Annotated in this window: 17 protein-coding genes; 15 read left to right on the top strand and 2 right to left on the bottom strand. The window is 38.1% G+C overall.

From position 1 onward, the window contains the following. Positions 1-166: 166 nt before the first annotated feature. From AC4NPH_RS13090 to AC4NPH_RS13140, 11 genes are all read left to right on the top strand, one after another. Entirely contained in the window at positions 167-661 is a 495-nt protein-coding gene (locus AC4NPH_RS13090; RefSeq protein WP_098197265.1) for a DUF4912 domain-containing protein, read from the top strand. After that, positions 654-2972 (top strand): glycosyltransferase, encoded by a 2319-nt coding sequence (locus AC4NPH_RS13095; protein WP_098197264.1) that lies wholly within the window; start codon positions 654-656, stop codon positions 2970-2972. Before AC4NPH_RS13090 ends, AC4NPH_RS13095 begins: the two co-directional genes overlap by 8 nt. Beyond that, positions 2969-5248 carry a sugar phosphate nucleotidyltransferase gene (locus AC4NPH_RS13100; protein WP_053487738.1) on the top strand — a complete coding sequence of 760 codons (2280 nt, stop codon included), beginning with the start codon at positions 2969-2971 and terminating at the stop codon, positions 5246-5248. Before AC4NPH_RS13095 ends, AC4NPH_RS13100 begins: the two co-directional genes overlap by 4 nt. Before the next feature lie 242 nt (positions 5249-5490). Further along, a complete protein-coding gene (gene rpmG, locus AC4NPH_RS13105; protein ID WP_013059189.1) occupies positions 5491-5640 on the top strand; it encodes a 50S ribosomal protein L33 in 150 nt (49 codons plus the stop codon). A gap of 46 nt (positions 5641-5686) precedes the next feature. After that, positions 5687-6253 (top strand): 5-formyltetrahydrofolate cyclo-ligase, encoded by a 567-nt coding sequence (locus tag AC4NPH_RS13110; RefSeq protein ID WP_013059188.1) that lies wholly within the window; start codon positions 5687-5689, stop codon positions 6251-6253. Continuing rightward, entirely contained in the window at positions 6240-7037 is a 798-nt protein-coding gene (locus AC4NPH_RS13115) for a DUF92 domain-containing protein (RefSeq protein ID WP_064472132.1), read from the top strand. The genes AC4NPH_RS13110 and AC4NPH_RS13115 overlap by 14 nt, the downstream gene beginning before the upstream one ends. Before the next feature lie 51 nt (positions 7038-7088). Continuing rightward, complete coding sequence (yqgO, locus tag AC4NPH_RS13120; protein WP_013059186.1) at positions 7089-7265, top strand: protein YqgO; 177 nt, start codon at positions 7089-7091, stop codon at positions 7263-7265. A 134-nt stretch (positions 7266-7399) separates the two neighbouring features. Next, positions 7400-8920 (top strand): rhomboid family intramembrane serine protease, encoded by a 1521-nt coding sequence (locus AC4NPH_RS13125; RefSeq protein ID WP_491938785.1) that lies wholly within the window; start codon positions 7400-7402, stop codon positions 8918-8920. A 181-nt stretch (positions 8921-9101) separates the two neighbouring features. Next, complete coding sequence (locus AC4NPH_RS13130; RefSeq protein WP_013059184.1) at positions 9102-9308, top strand: YqgQ family protein; 207 nt, start codon at positions 9102-9104, stop codon at positions 9306-9308. 2 nt (positions 9309-9310) lie between these two features. Further along, complete coding sequence (locus tag AC4NPH_RS13135) at positions 9311-10279, top strand: ROK family glucokinase (RefSeq protein WP_013059183.1); 969 nt, start codon at positions 9311-9313, stop codon at positions 10277-10279. Positions 10280-10390: 111 nt separating this feature from the next. Then, on the top strand, positions 10391-11293 hold the full coding sequence (locus AC4NPH_RS13140; protein WP_029320197.1) for a M14 family metallopeptidase: 903 nt from the start codon (positions 10391-10393) through the stop codon (positions 11291-11293). Between the two features lie 35 nt (positions 11294-11328). On the opposite strand, the gene AC4NPH_RS13145 is transcribed toward AC4NPH_RS13140, so the two are convergent. Continuing rightward, entirely contained in the window at positions 11329-11505 is a 177-nt protein-coding gene (locus AC4NPH_RS13145; RefSeq protein ID WP_013059181.1) for a DUF2759 domain-containing protein, read from the bottom strand. Positions 11506-11713: 208 nt separating this feature from the next. Here AC4NPH_RS13145 and AC4NPH_RS13150 point away from each other — a divergent pair, with 208 nt between their 5' ends. Next, positions 11714-12346, top strand: a complete 633-nt coding sequence (locus AC4NPH_RS13150) for an MBL fold metallo-hydrolase (RefSeq protein WP_014458225.1) — start codon at positions 11714-11716, stop codon at positions 12344-12346. 37 nt (positions 12347-12383) lie between these two features. Here the strand turns inward: AC4NPH_RS13150 and AC4NPH_RS13155 are convergent, their stop codons facing one another. Continuing rightward, the gene (locus AC4NPH_RS13155) at positions 12384-12620 is read right to left on the bottom strand and encodes a DUF2626 domain-containing protein (protein WP_013059179.1); all 237 of its coding nucleotides are present in this window, start codon (positions 12618-12620) and stop codon (positions 12384-12386) included. 261 nt (positions 12621-12881) lie between these two features. Between AC4NPH_RS13155 and AC4NPH_RS13160 the strand changes: the two genes are divergently transcribed. From AC4NPH_RS13160 to comGB, 3 genes are all read left to right on the top strand, one after another. Continuing rightward, the gene (locus AC4NPH_RS13160; RefSeq protein WP_013059178.1) at positions 12882-13265 is read left to right on the top strand and encodes a Spx/MgsR family RNA polymerase-binding regulatory protein; all 384 of its coding nucleotides are present in this window, start codon (positions 12882-12884) and stop codon (positions 13263-13265) included. A 269-nt stretch (positions 13266-13534) separates the two neighbouring features. Beyond that, positions 13535-14587, top strand: coding sequence for a competence type IV pilus ATPase ComGA (gene comGA, locus AC4NPH_RS13165; RefSeq protein ID WP_078082172.1), 1053 nt, complete (start codon positions 13535-13537; stop codon positions 14585-14587). Next, positions 14578-15624 (top strand): competence type IV pilus assembly protein ComGB, encoded by a 1047-nt coding sequence (gene comGB / locus AC4NPH_RS13170; RefSeq protein ID WP_013059176.1) that lies wholly within the window; start codon positions 14578-14580, stop codon positions 15622-15624. Before comGA ends, comGB begins: the two co-directional genes overlap by 10 nt. Positions 15625-15628: the final 4 nt, after the last annotated feature.

Consider the following 15628-nt stretch of genomic DNA (forward strand, 5'->3'; position numbering starts at 1 on the left):
AGGTTTTTTTGTTAGTAAATTATAATTACTATGTTAACCTGAATTTTTAACACAAATCGACAAATTGCGTTTATTGTGGCAACTTTTTCTGAATGGTAAGATGTTAATAAGTTTATACGGCATTTATATGTAGAAAAAACATTCTAAGAAACGAAGTGATAAAACAGTGGCTGCTAATCTTATTCAAAACTTAAATGTGTGTATAGCTACTCAGCTTGACTCATCTCGTATTTATGTTCACTGGTCGTTTTCTGAGCATATTCGAGAGATGGTAGAAATTATGTTTTCGACACGGTGGGAAGAATTGAATCTAGCTATGTGTACGTATGATATAACAGGTCTTCATTTTAACGGCCATGAATCAAACCGCTATTATATGAAGGGTCTTACTCCTAAGCAAGACTTCATGTTTATGAACAGCTTGGAAAGTGAGCGCACGTATGTAATAGATATTGGTATTCAAGATAAAGAAGGAAGTTTTTTTTCCCTTCTTCGTTCGAATCCAGTTTATTTGATGAAAGAACAACATGAACAAGTGAATGTAACTTCGTTAGGCTGGATGTACGAACCTGTAAAAGTTCACCAGGGTGTTCAAAATGAATTTAGCACATATTCCTTATATTCAAATGACTTGGAGCAGGTGAAGAAGCAATATGAATAGTGATGACTGTATTCTTTTAACTTATATGCATTGTCCGTTGCTACATGTACTTCAAACAGAGAGTGAGTATCCGCTGTTTGAACAAGTAACGAACGAGTTCATCCCTTTTTTAGATCAAATTGAGTCTAAGAAATTGATAGGTGCAACAGCTGTGATGTCTTGTGTGTGTTTGAACGCATTAAACGACGAGGAGTTTAACACTCGTTACGCTCAATATTTACACCAGTTTTCAAGCCGGCAGCATCAGAGAGCACTCACTTTTTTAAAAAAGTGGAACGGGAGCTTGTTCTCAGCCTGCAAATATTTCTTTCAGCATGACATGATGGAATGTATTCCTACTACCGTAACGAACGCGTTCGTTTCCACCCTTAAAACCGAACAAACATTAAATCTCCAAATTACAGAAGCAATACGTGTTTTTCAACAGTTTTTTGAAAAAAGGCCCGTCGGTTTTTTTATACAGCAAGGAGAGTATACTCATCAAGTAGATATGCTCCTAAAATCTCATGAAATGCGCTATACCTTTGTGAAGTCATCAACAGATGAACTAAAAAAGTCGCCTGCTGGCATTATCTTGTTTCCATATCCTAAGCAAGGAAAACAAGTTGAGGAAGGAACAATGAATAAAGCGAGCGCTGTTTTGGATTTGAAGGCTAAGGACACGCTTGGCTTTCAGCGAATGCAAGCAGCAAGCGGTACATTTCAATATCCTTTAGATTACGCGAGGGATATAGAGTTTCATCAAAACGAAACTCTTGCACTCTACGGTGCAACAAAAAGCGCTGAATTTGTTAGTGAGAACAATCAATTGTTTATTTCAACCGTACAGAAGTCAGAGGCGATGCTAGATTTTATCGATTCTAAACATCCTAGCGTGGTGAATGCTATCTACCGACAGTGGCTCCTTTTAAGTAGCAGCGATTGGCTTTATAATTTTGAAAAAGTCAGAGATGAATACGAAAGGCAAGTAAAACTATTTGATTTTCTTTGTCACGAAGAGAATCCAAGGATGGATAGCGAAAACAGTTTTCTTTCAGGAAGTTCTTTTTTATACCCTACAAAAGAGATAGAGCCGGCGGCTTTATCAGTAAATCAATATAAAGGCGGTCTCTCCATTTTAATGCTTGCATGGGAATTCCCTCCTCTAGTTATCGGAGGACTTGCACGACATGTATTTGATTTATCCAGAGCGTTAGCAAAGGCGGGCCATCATGTTAGTGTATTAACAACGTATGTAGAGGGGCTGCCGGAATATGAGCGTTTATACGGTGTTCATGTTTACCGAGTTAAAAGCCTGCAGCCTCATCATCCGGATTTTTTGACATGGGTAAACAGTTTGAACGTGGCTATGGCTCTTAGAGGACTGCAGTTAGGCTACAAGCTGTCTTTTGACGTTATTCATGCTCATGACTGGCTTGTTGCATCCGCTGCAAAATGTTTAGCAGATAAAACGGATAGACCGCTAATTACGACCATTCATGCAACAGAACATGGGCGCAATAATGGTATTCATAATGACATGCAGCAGAAAATTCACTTGCAGGAAGAGGAGCTGATTCGACAATCAAGCTCAATCATTGTCTGCAGCGACTATATGAAGAAAGAATTAATCACTTTATTTCACGTAGAGCAAGATAAAATTGCTATATTTCCAAATGGAATTGACAAGCAGCTGGTAGTCGACGCAGTAAATGAGCGGTTAAAAGAAAGTTTACAAAAGAAATATAATTTTAGAAAGGCCCCTATTATTTTTTCAATTGGACGAATTGTATATGAAAAAGGATTTCAGCTATTTATTGAAGCAGCGGAACTATTTAAGAAAAAACAAATAGATGTTCAATTCGTTGTAGCAGGAAAAGGGCCTTTACTTCATGAGTTTCGAACACAGGTAAGTGAAAAGCAACTAGACAAATACGTGTATTTTATTGGATACATTACCGATAACGAACGAAATCAGCTTCTTCAAGCTTGCAAAATGGTTGTTTTTCCAAGTTTATATGAACCTTTTGGAATTGTGGCTTTAGAGGGGATGGTAGCCAAGAAGCCAACTATCGTTGCCGATACAGGAGGTCTAAGCGATATTGTTTCACATTTCGACACGGGCCTGACGTTTGCCCGAGGAGATACGCTCGAATTAATCAACTGTATTGAATTTTTGTTAAAAAATGAAAAAACGGCTGCAAAAATCAGCGAAAATGGGTATAGAAAAGCAACAACTATGTTTAGCTGGGAAAAAATCGCTATTGATACAAGTAAGCTGTTTCAACATCACATTTGCCAGGATAAAAAAAGGAGGGAGGCAAAAAATTGAAAGCCATTATACTTGCTGGCGGTAAAGGAACAAGACTGCAGCCCTTGACCTATACGATTCCAAAGCCTATGCTGCCGCTTTACGATAAACCTGTGATGGAATATAGCATTGAACTGCTTAAGAAACATGGAATTACAGAGATTGGGATTACGCTGCAGTATAGGCATGAACAAATTATTGAATACTTTGGGGATGGCTCTCAGTGGGGAGTGACGCTTACTTATTTTATCGAAAAAGAGCCTCTTGGAACAGCGGGTGGAATTAAGCGAGCAGAGGCCTTTATTGAGGAAGACTGTATTATTATTAGTGGAGATGCCTTAACAGAAATTAATCTTCAAGACGTTATTCATTTTCATTATGAACAAAAAAGCGAAATGACCATTGTTACAAAAGAAGTAAACGACGTGCGGGGTTATGGAGTGGTGACGATAGATGAAGGGCATCGAGTCACGGGATTTGTAGAGAAACCGACCTACGAACAGGCCAATAGCCGATTGATTAATACGGGAGTGTATGTGATCAAAAAATCCGTTCTTGATTACGTGAATTCTTATGGTCCTACAGATTTTAGCTTTGACATTATCCCGCTTCTTTTGGAATATAATCATACTGTGTGCAGTTTTGTAACGGAAGATTATTGGATTGATATTGGGCAAATCCACCATTATCGTCAAGCACACTATGATTTGTGGAGGAAGTGGTTTGGCAATAGACAGGAAAGTATTGTCTCAGATGACGCGCTTATAGAAGAAGGGGTGACTATTTACGATCCGGTTTACGTAGGAGAAAATGTGGTGATTAGAAAAGGTGCTTCAATTGGTCCTTACACGATTATCGGAACCAATAGTATCATAGAAGCACATGCTGCAATCGATAAAACGATTTTGCTTCAAAACGTAACGGTGGGGGCAGAATCGTTTTTATACAACGCTACGATAGGTCCCTATGTAAATGTTCAAGCAATGACTACGTATGTCCAAGATACAGTAGCTGAAAATCAAGTGCTACCTCAACTTTCTGTAAAACCAGATGTTTCTATCTTCAAAAACGGTCGCCTGTATGTACATTCATCTGTTGATCGAGAAAGACTATACAATGCGTTATTACTTGTATGCAAACACCAAGGGTCGTTCTGTCTAGCAAGCGATGATGAAGGAGAAGCCATTCAACTTCGCAAAGAATGCTTTTCTTTTTTACGAAGTAATCATTCAGCTGTGTATGATATTAAAAAAGAAGCTCTTCCGGTATTTCGATATTACATGATGACTTCACAAGCGAGCATTGGTATTTATATTGGTGTGGATAGCAAAAACAGCGGCCTCTTTTTAGAAATATATGATAAGAAAGGGCAATTAGTTAATCAGCTTATTGAAAAAAAGATTGAGCGGATGTACCTTCAAGCTAAAAAAGCAAACATAACAACTTCTGTTTCACTTAAAGAAACAAGCATAGGAAATATCAGGGAAGAATATTGCGATGCTTTAGTAAAATCAATTAATCAGCATATTTTATTAGAAGACAGTACGAGGATTGGCGTGATTTGTTCGCCGTTTATACAGGAAGTTGTCGAATTATTATGTAAGCGTCTTCGTGTCCACGTTTTATTTTTAAACAAATGGGAGAAAACAGAAGAAATCAAACGAATAATTAAACGAAATAAGCTGTCTTTTTGTATTCAGATTAAAGAAGATGGAGAAACATTTGCTCTATATGATGAAAAAGGCTGCAGCGTAAATGACTCAGAAATTATGTCGCTTTATATTTATAGCGTATACATGACAAAAAAAGTAGCATTCGTTCCTATTCCTATACACTATTCATCCACACTAGAAACATTTGCTCAATCTCTCAATCAATCATTTATGAGGACAAAAGCAAAAAAACGTGATTTGCTTAGTCTTTTGGGGCCCGTTCAATTTCAGTTAGATGCCATGTACGCTTTATGTCAGCTGATCGAATTAATTATGGTGCAACAGCGGAAAATTTCTGAAATGATTCAATATGTCCCGCACGCTTATATGAACTGGCGGTATATTTCATGTCCGCTAGAAATTCAAGAACAAGTGATGAAGAAACTATTAGAAGAAGCAATCGGTAAACAAGTGTATGTCATTGATGGCTTAAAGATTTACCATGATCCCCATGAATGGACGCTTATTTTGCCTGATGGTCACTTGCCTGTATTAAATATTTATTCAGAGGCGTTAAACACTCAGACTGCCAAGAAGCTGTCGGCATATTTTGTAGAAAAAATACAAGAGTATCAAAGAGTGTAAATAATGGCTTTTATTTAAAAGAAAGGAAGTACGCCTCTCATAAAAAGAGTTCTGCTTATTTCAAGAAACTTCATCTATATATAAGGCGTAGCAGAGAAGGAGCTCAGGGCTCTAAGAGGAAAGAAAAAGTGAAGAAATGAAATTAAATGACTTTCTTCAAAAAAACAGACTGGCATTTCCTTTCGAAAAATGATATTATATTAAAGTCTGATTTATGTTTATAATGTTTGGAGGGAAAATAGATGCGCGTAAACGTTACATTAGCTTGCACTGAAACTGGTGACCGTAATTACATTACAACTAAAAACAAGCGTAATAACCCAGATCGTCTTGAGTTAAAAAAATACAGCCCAAGACTTAAAAAAGTTACACTTCATCGTGAAACAAAGTAAGCAGTAGGAGTACAATCCTGCTGTTTTTTTTATAGGGGGAATTAAAATGAAATCTCATCTGCGCAAAGAGATGAAGCGCGTTCTTAATTTAATTTCTGAAGAGCAGCACGAGGCACATTCAACAAGCATAGCAAATGCACTGTATGAAACTTGTTTATGGAAAGAAGCTAGAGTCATTGCAGCTACGGTTTCAAGAAATAAAGAAGTTAATACGAAAGCCATCATTGAACGTGCTTGGAAAGATGGAAAGAAAGTAGCTGTTCCAAAATGCAACCCCACAACATCTCAAATGGTTTTCTACGAGATTACGAATTTTTCACAGCTTGAAACAGTGTACTACGGGTTAGCGGAGCCAATTGTTGAAGAAACTGTTCCCGTTTCAAAATCTTCAATTGATTTACTCCTTGTGCCTGGCGTGGTATATAGCAAAAATGGATATCGTATCGGCTATGGAGGCGGCTATTACGATCGTTATCTAACAGATTATACCGGACAGAAGCTAAGCCTTGCGTTTGATTGTCAAGTCGTTTCAGAGGTCCCACATGAATCTCATGATATTCCCGTTGAATATATTTTGACAGAGAAGGAGCTTATTTGCTGTGAATCCGTTTGATGCTGTCATGATAATTGTAATATTACTCATGGCAGGAGCAGGCTACATAGCAAAAGCACTGACAGTATCGGGAGCCTGCATGTCTTTTATCGTAGGAGCGAGCGTTTATATCGGTTTTTCGCTTCAAGGTTTTTTACTCTTACTCTTATTTTTTAGCACTTCTACGTTGTGTAGTAAGTACAAAAAAGAAAAAAAACGCGCATTAGAAGAAAAGCTAGAGAAGCACGACAGACGAGATTATATTCAAGTCCTTGCTAATGGAGGTGTAGCTGCTGCTTGCGGTTTGTTATATGCAGCAACAGCTTTTCCTGTTTACATGTGGATGTTTATGATCAGTATCTCAGCTGCTAATGCGGACACATGGGCATCTGAAATAGGGTCTCTTAGTAAGAAGCCGCCGTTTTACCTTTGGACATTAAAGAGAGTAGAAGCGGGTACCTCAGGAGCCGTTTCACTTTTAGGTACAGCAGCCGGAGCAGCCGGAGCTTTTCTTATCGCTGCCGCTTGTTATTTTGCTTTTCCATCCGTATCGCTGAGTAGTATATTGCTAGTCGGGTGCTTTGGTTTTAGTGGAAACGCTATAGACACTGTTCTTGGGGCAAGTGTGCAAGTTCGCTTTCGCTGTCAAAGCTGCGGTATTGAAACGGAACGGAAAGACCATTGCCGTAAGCCAACGATAAAAGAGAAAGGAATAACTTTCTTTAACAATGATGTTGTGAATCTTGCCGCTATTTTGCTTGCTGCTTTTACAGGCGGAATCCTTATCCTGCTTTTACCTATATAAGAGCATAAAATGTTCGTCATAGGAGCAAAGTAAACGTAAGGAGGCTTGAAAATGAGACATATTGTATTAGTACTTACGCTTTTAGTTGTTGGAACGCTGGGCTATCAAATGAGATACCGTGTTTTAAATTCGCTGTTTGGAAATTCATTTATCCGCAGTCTAGCTGTTCGTTCATTTTTTAATTTGCCGTTTGTTCGGGATCGTTTAATGAAGCAGGTCTTCCGCTAAGAGCGAAAGATACATAAAAAACACCTTACAGACTTGTAAGGTGTTTTTTTGTAGAAAAAGAAAAAGGGAAAATCGTTGCTTTTTTCCTGGCTTTCTGCCATCTTTACATATAGAGAGTGTGAGGAGGTGACTATTTGTCTAGGCAAGATTTTTATTATTTGCAGCTGGCACAGCAATTGCTTGGCCATTCTTCATACGAGCTGATTTCGATGAAAGCTGATGCTTCAGAGCTATGGTTTCAGTCTTCGCATCGTAAAGATAAGTCAATCGTCCGTATAGTCCGCCGGAATTTTAAATCAGCCGTTGAGCAGCAAAAAGATGTATTGTATGCATTACAAAGAGCTGAGAATGTGCGAAAGCAGAGAGGTAACTCAACGCTTACTCTTAACACGATTTACTTTGCTGATTTTGATCCTTTTTATACAGAGCAGTCCTTAGAAAGTGCGCCAAGTCCCTCTAAAGTGAATAGTTACGTTGAACAACTAACGGCAGAAAAAGCAAGCGCTTATGAACCTCTATTCGAACGGCTGGGTCTTACATTAGAAAGCGCAGACAATTGCTCTTCCGAAGAAGAAGCACAGCGAATAGAGCAGTGGAAACATAAAATTGTGCTTTTTGTACAGAAAAAACAAAGCGAAGAACAGCAAATAGCTGGATACGGGAAGCCTATTTTTACATATATATTTTTAGCGCTGCAAATCTTAATGTTTCTATTTCTGGAGTGGAAGAGCAGTACACAAAATACGCTCACTCTGATTCAATACGGAGCTAAATACAACCCGTTAATTATGGAAGGCGAATGGTGGCGTTTTTTTACACCTATAATTTTGCATATAGGACTCCTGCATTTGCTTATGAATAGTGTAGCCCTGTATTATTTAGGAACGCTTGTAGAGAGGATATATGGCAGCGGGCGTTTTGTCTTTATTTATATATTTGCCGGGTTTGCAGGATCTCTAGGAAGTTTTATATGGAATACGTCCATTTCCGCAGGAGCCTCAGGGGCCATTTTCGGTTGCTTTGGAGCTTTACTGTTTTTAGCAAGAACAAATCCACGCTTCTTTTTTCGAACAATGGGATCGAGTTTCATTGTAATCATTGTGATTAACTTGATTTTTGGATTTGTTGCGCCGAACGTCGATAATGCAGGGCATATTGGCGGTTTGGTTGGCGGATTTTTAGCTGCGAGCATCGTCAGTTTACCGAAACAAAAAAAGCTGTATATTCAGATTCCGGCTTTCATTTGCACGCTTTTATTAGTAGGAAGTCTGCTTTTTTATGGATATCATGAGCGTTCTGTTTATCAAGATGAGCCCTATGCACTCAGCGTAGCTGCTACGTATCTTCAGCAGAAGCAGTATGAAGAAGCAAAAGATGCCATTAAGCTTTTTGTTGAAAAAGGAACAGGAAATAGTAACGTGTATTTCGTCAGTGCTAGCGCAGAATTTTATCTTGAAAATTATAAAGAAGCTAAACAGCAATTGAATCAGGCTGTAAAGTATGATTCAACTTTTCATGAGGCGTATTACGAGTTAGCTCTGGTGAATATGAAACTGAATGATATTCCAGCGGCCACACAAAATATCGATAAAGCAATTGTGCTTGAACCGCAAAATGAAAAATACGAAAAGCTGAAGCAAGAGCTAGGAAATTAAAACTGTTGAATGACGAATTTAATATTTTATACTTTACTATTGTGAGAACGTTTACTAGAATATTAATATGTAGACCTAGCAGTGGGCGTTAAATACGGCCGCTGTTTATGACTGAATGACTGTTGAGTTATCTCAAAATAAATGAATCATATCACCTAGAAAATAGGATAAAGGTGACAGAATGAATACGTTATATGATGTACAACAATTATTAAAGTCCTTCGGCATTTTTATATACGTGGGCGATCGTATTGCTGATTTAGAGCTGATGGAAGCGGAAGTAAAAGAGTTATATCAGTCTAACTTGATTGATGTACGTGATTACCAAATGGCAATTCTTTTGCTTCGTCGAGAGTTAAAACAACAAAAAGAGAAAAAGGATGAATGAACATGGATGACAAATGGTTAGTTGGAGTTGATTTAGGCGGTACAACAATAAAAATGGCCTTTATTAATCATTATGGAGAAATCATTCACAAGTGGGAAATTAATACGGATGTGAGCGAGCAAGGCCGTAAAATTCCAACAGATATTGCAAAAGCAATTGATAAAAAGTTAAACGATCTTGGAGAAGTAAAATCAAGGTTAGTAGGAATTGGTATTGGTGCACCGGGGCCTGTCAACTTTGCAAACGGTTCGATTGAAGTAGCTGTCAATTTAGGTTGGGAAAAATTCCCTATCAAAGATATCTTGGAAGTAGAAACTTCTCTTCCTGTTGTAGTAGACAATGATGCAAACATTGCAGCGATTGGAGAAATGTGGAAGGGTGCTGGAGACGGAGCAAAAGATTTACTTTGCGTTACGCTTGGCACAGGCGTTGGCGGTGGCGTCATTGCAAACGGTGAAATTGTACAAGGCGTAAATGGAGCCGCTGGTGAGATCGGGCACATTACTTCTATTCCTGAAGGCGGGGCACCGTGTAACTGCGGCAAAACCGGCTGTTTAGAAACAATTGCTTCAGCAACTGGAATTGTACGTTTAACAATGGAAGAGTTAACGGAAACGGACAAACCAAGTGAGCTTCGCACAGTGTTAGAACAAAATGGACAAGTTACATCTAAAGATGTATTTGATGCAGCTCGTTCAAAAGACGAGTTAGCTATGCATGTTGTAGATAAAGTTGCCTTTCATTTAGGTCTAGCACTAGCAAACTCTGCTAATGCATTAAACCCTGAGAAGATCGTTCTAGGCGGCGGTGTGTCTCGTGCAGGCGAGGTATTACTTGCACCGGTAAGAGATTATTTCAAACGTTTTGCATTTCCTCGCGTAGCGCAAGGTGCTGAACTAGCAATCGCTACTTTAGGAAACGATGCGGGAATTATTGGAGGAGCTTGGTTAGTTAAATCTTATTTTGAATAATAAGCAAGAATCTAACTGAGATAAAAAAGCGCTTTGACATTTAGTCAAAGCGCTTTTTTATCATGCATCTTTTCAATCTTTACATATACATAGTGTAAAGGAGTGAAGATTATGCAAATTGTAGATATCCAAAAGCCCTACGATTACACACGAACAATACAAGATATCCAAACACTTTTGACGTACTACCCCTATGGTTCTCTTGAATGGATAGGGTGCAGCGTGCTTGGAAAGCCGATTCCTCATATTTTAATTGGAAACGGAGAAAGAAAGGTTCATATTAATGCGTCTTTTCATGCCAATGAATGGATTACGACAAATGTTCTTCTAAAGTTTGTTGAAGATTATTTAGCTGCTCTTCATTACGACCAGGCGTTGAACGGGCAGGAAGCAAGAGCTCTTTTTAATCAAATTACGCTTTCTGCGGTTCCAATTGTTAATCCAGACGGAGTAGATCTGGTCTTAAAAGGTCCTGCTGTAAGTGAACCTTATGCGTCTTTTCTTTCTAAAATAGGAAGAGATTTTCCTGATTTTCAAAGCTGGAAAGCAAATATCCGAGGGGTAGACTTAAACAATCAGTTTCCGGCTTATTGGGAAATTGAAAAAAAGCGCAAAGAACCTAAAGCTCCGCATTATCGGGACTTTCCAGGTTATGAATCTCTGTCTGAACCTGAAGCGCAGGCAATGGTAAAACTCGTTGAGCGTCATAATTTTGATTGTGTGATTGCTTTACATACCCAAGGAGAAGAATTTTACTGGGGGTATATGAATGAAGAGCCGACGGAAGCGGAGGAAATAGCCAGTTATTTTGAAAGGGTAAGCGGTTATAAAGCAGTCAAAACGATTGATAGTCACGCTGGATTTAAGGATTGGTTTATCTTAGAAAAGAAAAAGCTAGGGTTCACCTTAGAACTGGGGAAAGGAATTAATCCGCTGCCTCTATCTCAAATATCACGCGTATATAATCCGACCAAAGCTATTTTAGTTGCGGCAATGGAATATCTATCTATTTGAAAAGCCACGCAAAGCATATGCTTTGCGTGGCTTTTTTAATGATGTACCGCCGGATAACCGTGATGTATAATGGTCATCACGGTAAACCATCCGAACACACCGAATGTTAGTACCGAAAAACCAATGCCTAATATGTTTTTATTTCTAAAAGATGAAATAGCTGCAAATACGCCTAGCAATGTTGTTAGTGCAAAAATAATCATAAGACCCACTCGAAGAAACCTCCTTTAGGCAACTTAAAATTAAAGCGCTATCATTAGCTTATCCCTTTAATTGTAAAACTTTTCTAACCGTTTGTCGAGATGAAAACCAATCTTTCTTTCGCCTTATTAGCTTAGAAAGGTCCTTACTTTCATTTATAAGATGATGTGTGTATGATAATGCATATAACGGAAATAAATTTTACAAGGAGGATACATTATGAACTATCATCGTATACCGCTAGGACCTATTCAAACGAATTGTTATGTCGTTGCTAACGAAAAAAAAGAGTGTTTAGTTTTTGACCCGGGAGCTCAGGGAAAACAGCTCGTTGAATTTCTAGAAAAACAAACGTATAAACCGTTGGCTATTTTGCTGACACACGCTCATTTTGATCACATTGGAGGAGTAGATGAAGTGATGAATCACTACTCTATCCCGCTTTATGTACATAAAAATGAAAAAGAATGGCTTCATAATAGTGATTTAAACGGTTCGAAATTTTTTGATTTAGGAGAAATTACGGCTCCAGATGCAACCGATATTATTTCAGTCGAAGGCAATTTAACAATTGGCTCATTCCAATTTGAGGTGTACGAAACGCCTGGCCATTCTCCTGGCAGCGTTTCATATTATTTCAAATCGGGTAACTTTGTAGTATCTGGTGACGCGCTTTTTGCAGGCGGCATTGGACGCACAGATTTACCTGGAGGCAATCAAGCTCAGCTGTTAGAAAGCATCGAATCGAAATTGCTGTCCCTTCCAGAAGATACGCTTGTGCTAAGCGGTCACGGACCTGAAACAACTGTGGGACACGAAATGGATCAAAATCCTTTCCTAAATGGTTTTTAAGAATACAAAAAGCGATGGAAGCCCATCGCTTTTCTCTTTACTGTCCTGGTGTCATCATAAAAGTTGACCAGTACGTGAACCCCACAAAAAAGACGGTCAAATATGCTCCGAAAACGTAAATGTACATTCTTTCAGACAGCTTTAAATAACTAAGAATTACAAAAAAGCCTGTTTGAGCTAAAAAGAGTAAAGAAGTCTTATGCATGTGACCGAGGTAAAACATTACAGTGAAAATTGCTGTCCAGAACCCCATTACACGGTACATTCGTTCCACGTCCATTTCCTCCTTTATCAAACTTAGTTAGTGTCATGATGAATGTCATCGCTGTGTAAGCACTAGAAAGCACTTATGAAACTATATCGATACTTTTCCATTATAATACATCCTTTCTTTCCTGAAAACGCTATCTTTTCCTTGAAATACGACAGAAGAAAAAAAGTTATACAAAACATGTGCAAAATACTATACAAAAGTTATACAAAACGTGTACAATGTATATAAACAATCTATAACTAAAAAACGGGAGGGTTTCATATGGAAGAAATTAAATTTTATACGTACCCGAGCTGTACATCTTGTCGTAAAACGAAAAAATGGCTAGTGAAGGAAGATGTGAATTTTAAAGAGCGTCATTTATTTAGAGAAACACCTACTCATAAAGAAATGCTTGAACTTCTTTCTATGACAACAGAAGGGATGGATGAACTTCTTGCTAAAAGAAGTCAAGAATATAAAAAGTTAAATGTTGATGTGGATAGCATGACACTATCTGAAGTAGTCAATCTATTAATTGAACATCCTCGTTTGCTTCGCCGACCAATTTTAACAGATGGCAAAAAGCTTGTAGTAGGCTATAACGAATCTGCTCTTAAAAATTTAGTCAAGAAAAAAACAAGTCTTGCTTCTCTAGTTGTGTAAGCGTACATGATGAAGAAGCTCAATTCAGTAAATAACGAATAAAACGACAGCGTAGAGTTTTACATCACGTTGTCGTTTTTTATGTAGTCGTTTAGAGGTGTACAGAAGTTGTACATCGTGTAGAAGGACTGAAGCGAAGAAAAGAAGCGTATACTAAAAAAATTATAAAAAATGAAAAAAGAAGGAGGAAAATCTCGAAAAAGGTCGAAATTACTGTTTCTAGATGTTTTACCAATCATCTTGATTACAAATAAAGGAGTGATGATCGTTTGACCGAAATTGAACAGTTTGCTACTTGCATTATACGAGATGCATGTGAGTGCCGAAGTTCTGATGTGCATATTGTGCCCCGAAAGAAAGATGCTGTGATTCAGCTGCGAATTGACCAGGAGCTTATTTTAAAGAGGGTTATTTCAAAGGAAATGTCTGAACGGCTCATTTCGCATTTTAAATTTTTAGGGGGAATGGATATTGGCGAGCGCAGAAAACCTCAAAATGGTGCATTGACCACTTCCATTGATCACTATCAAGTAAATTTGCGTTTATCAACCCTTCCTACTTCTCATGATGAAAGTCTTGTTATTCGGCTTTTGCCTCATCAACAATCTACATCTCTCAAACATTTATCTCTTTTTCCTGAACACACTAAAAAGCTTATTTCTCTCTTGAAATTCTCTCATGGATTAATTATTTTTACGGGTCCTACAGGGTCAGGTAAAACCACTACTCTATATACTCTTTTACACGAAGTAAAGCACCTTTTTAATCGAAATGTTATTACACTAGAAGATCCTATTGAAAAACCGAGTGAAACCGTGCTTCAAGTACAGGTAAATGAACGGGCGGGGATTACGTACACGACTGGTTTAAAAGCTATATTGCGCCATGACCCAGACATTATCATGGTGGGAGAAATAAGAGATAGTGAGACTGCCAAAATTGCTGTGAGAGCAGCACTTACCGGACACTTGGTTTTGACAACGATGCATACTAAAGATACAAAAGGATCTTTGTACAGGCTGCTTGAATTTGGGGTTAGCTTTCAAGAAATGGAACAGACTCTTGTAGCAGTAGCTGCACAGCGCCTTGTAGAAATTCGCTGTCCGCTGTGTTCCGGAAAATGCCACCCCGCTTGTAAAAAAATGAGAAAGCATCGTCAGTCCAGCATATACGAATTGCTTTATGGCAAGGAGCTTAGTGCAGTGATGAGAGAAGTGAAAGGAGAAAATGCGGATTATGATTATAAGACGCTCCGAGATGTGATTCTAAAAGGAATCGCGCTAGGCTATTTATATCCGCATTCGCTAGACGGATGGGGGTAAAGACAAATAGACAAAAAAGGTGGTCTCTTGCTCAGCAAGCAAAAATTCTTAAGCAGGTCTCTAAGCTTTTGGAAAAAGGCTACACTCTTTCTCAAGCTCTTTCGTTTTTGACGTTTCAAGTATCTAACAAAGAAAAAACGGATATTGAAAAATGTCTTGAGCAGTTAAAACGAGGAGAATCTTTGCACGATGCTTTTGTTAAACTTCAGTTTCACCGCGATATTTTAAGCTATTTATATTTTGCGGAACAGCATGGAAACCTTCAATTTGCTTTAAAAGAAAGCAGCTCAATGATTGAAGAAAAAGTAAGGCATCGTAAAAAATTTCAAAAACTTGTTCAATACCCCGTATTGCTACTGCTGTTTATTCTTTCCATTTTATTTGTTTTAAGTACGGTTTTACTTCCACAGTTTGAAGCTCTGTACTTATCCTTTGGAAACAAGCAGTCTTCGTTTATTCTCTTATTTATGCAGGCGATGTCGTTCTTTCCTTTTGTGTTACCTGCAGTCATCAGTATGCCAATCATTCTTTATTTGTTTTATGTGATTTATATTAAAAAATTGCCTCCAGTAGTTCAAATGCAGCTTTTTATGAGAGTTCCCGTTATCCGAACGTTCACACGGCTATTTAACTCGTACTTTTTTTCTGTTCATATGAGCAATTTACTAAATGGTGGTTTATCTATTTATGAATGCTTTGCTCTTTTTCAAAAGCAAGAGCATCATCCGTTTTTTCAAGTGGAAGCTTTTGCTTTTACAGATCAACTTTCCTCAGGAATGCGATTAGATCATATCGTTTCAGGTAAATCTCATTATGAAAAAGACTTGGCTCAAGTTATTGTGCATGGTCAGCAGAACGGTGAGCTTTCTCAAGAACTGTATGATTACAGTCTATTTATGATGGAAAGAATGGAACAGTTTATTTTTCGTATTTTAAAATATGTACAGCCGCTTACATTCTTATTCATCGGAATTGTCATTCTGCTTATGTATATGTCCGTTATGCTTCCGATGTTAGAAGTGATGTCGAGCTTGTAGAAAG

It is taken from the genome of Priestia sp. MDV22-iso46, assembly GCF_058629175.1.

What these genes read in the sequence shown, in the direction of transcription:
- AC4NPH_RS13095 (WP_098197264.1), top strand. Translation starts at nt 654, where the DNA reads ATGAATAGTGATGACTGTATTCTTTTAACTTATATGCATTGTCCGTTG.
- AC4NPH_RS13130 (WP_013059184.1), top strand. Translation starts at nt 9,102, where the DNA reads ATGAATACGTTATATGATGTACAACAATTATTAAAGTCCTTCGGCATT.
- AC4NPH_RS13135 (WP_013059183.1), top strand. Translation starts at nt 9,311, where the DNA reads ATGGATGACAAATGGTTAGTTGGAGTTGATTTAGGCGGTACAACAATA.
- AC4NPH_RS13160 (WP_013059178.1), top strand. Translation starts at nt 12,882, where the DNA reads ATGGAAGAAATTAAATTTTATACGTACCCGAGCTGTACATCTTGTCGT.
- rpmG (WP_013059189.1), top strand. Translation starts at nt 5,491, where the DNA reads ATGCGCGTAAACGTTACATTAGCTTGCACTGAAACTGGTGACCGTAAT.
- yqgO (WP_013059186.1), top strand. Translation starts at nt 7,089, where the DNA reads ATGAGACATATTGTATTAGTACTTACGCTTTTAGTTGTTGGAACGCTG.
- AC4NPH_RS13110 (WP_013059188.1), top strand. Translation starts at nt 5,687, where the DNA reads ATGAAATCTCATCTGCGCAAAGAGATGAAGCGCGTTCTTAATTTAATT.
- AC4NPH_RS13150 (WP_014458225.1), top strand. Translation starts at nt 11,714, where the DNA reads ATGAACTATCATCGTATACCGCTAGGACCTATTCAAACGAATTGTTAT.
- AC4NPH_RS13140 (WP_029320197.1), top strand. Translation starts at nt 10,391, where the DNA reads ATGCAAATTGTAGATATCCAAAAGCCCTACGATTACACACGAACAATA.
- comGB (WP_013059176.1), top strand. Translation starts at nt 14,578, where the DNA reads ATGGGGGTAAAGACAAATAGACAAAAAAGGTGGTCTCTTGCTCAGCAA.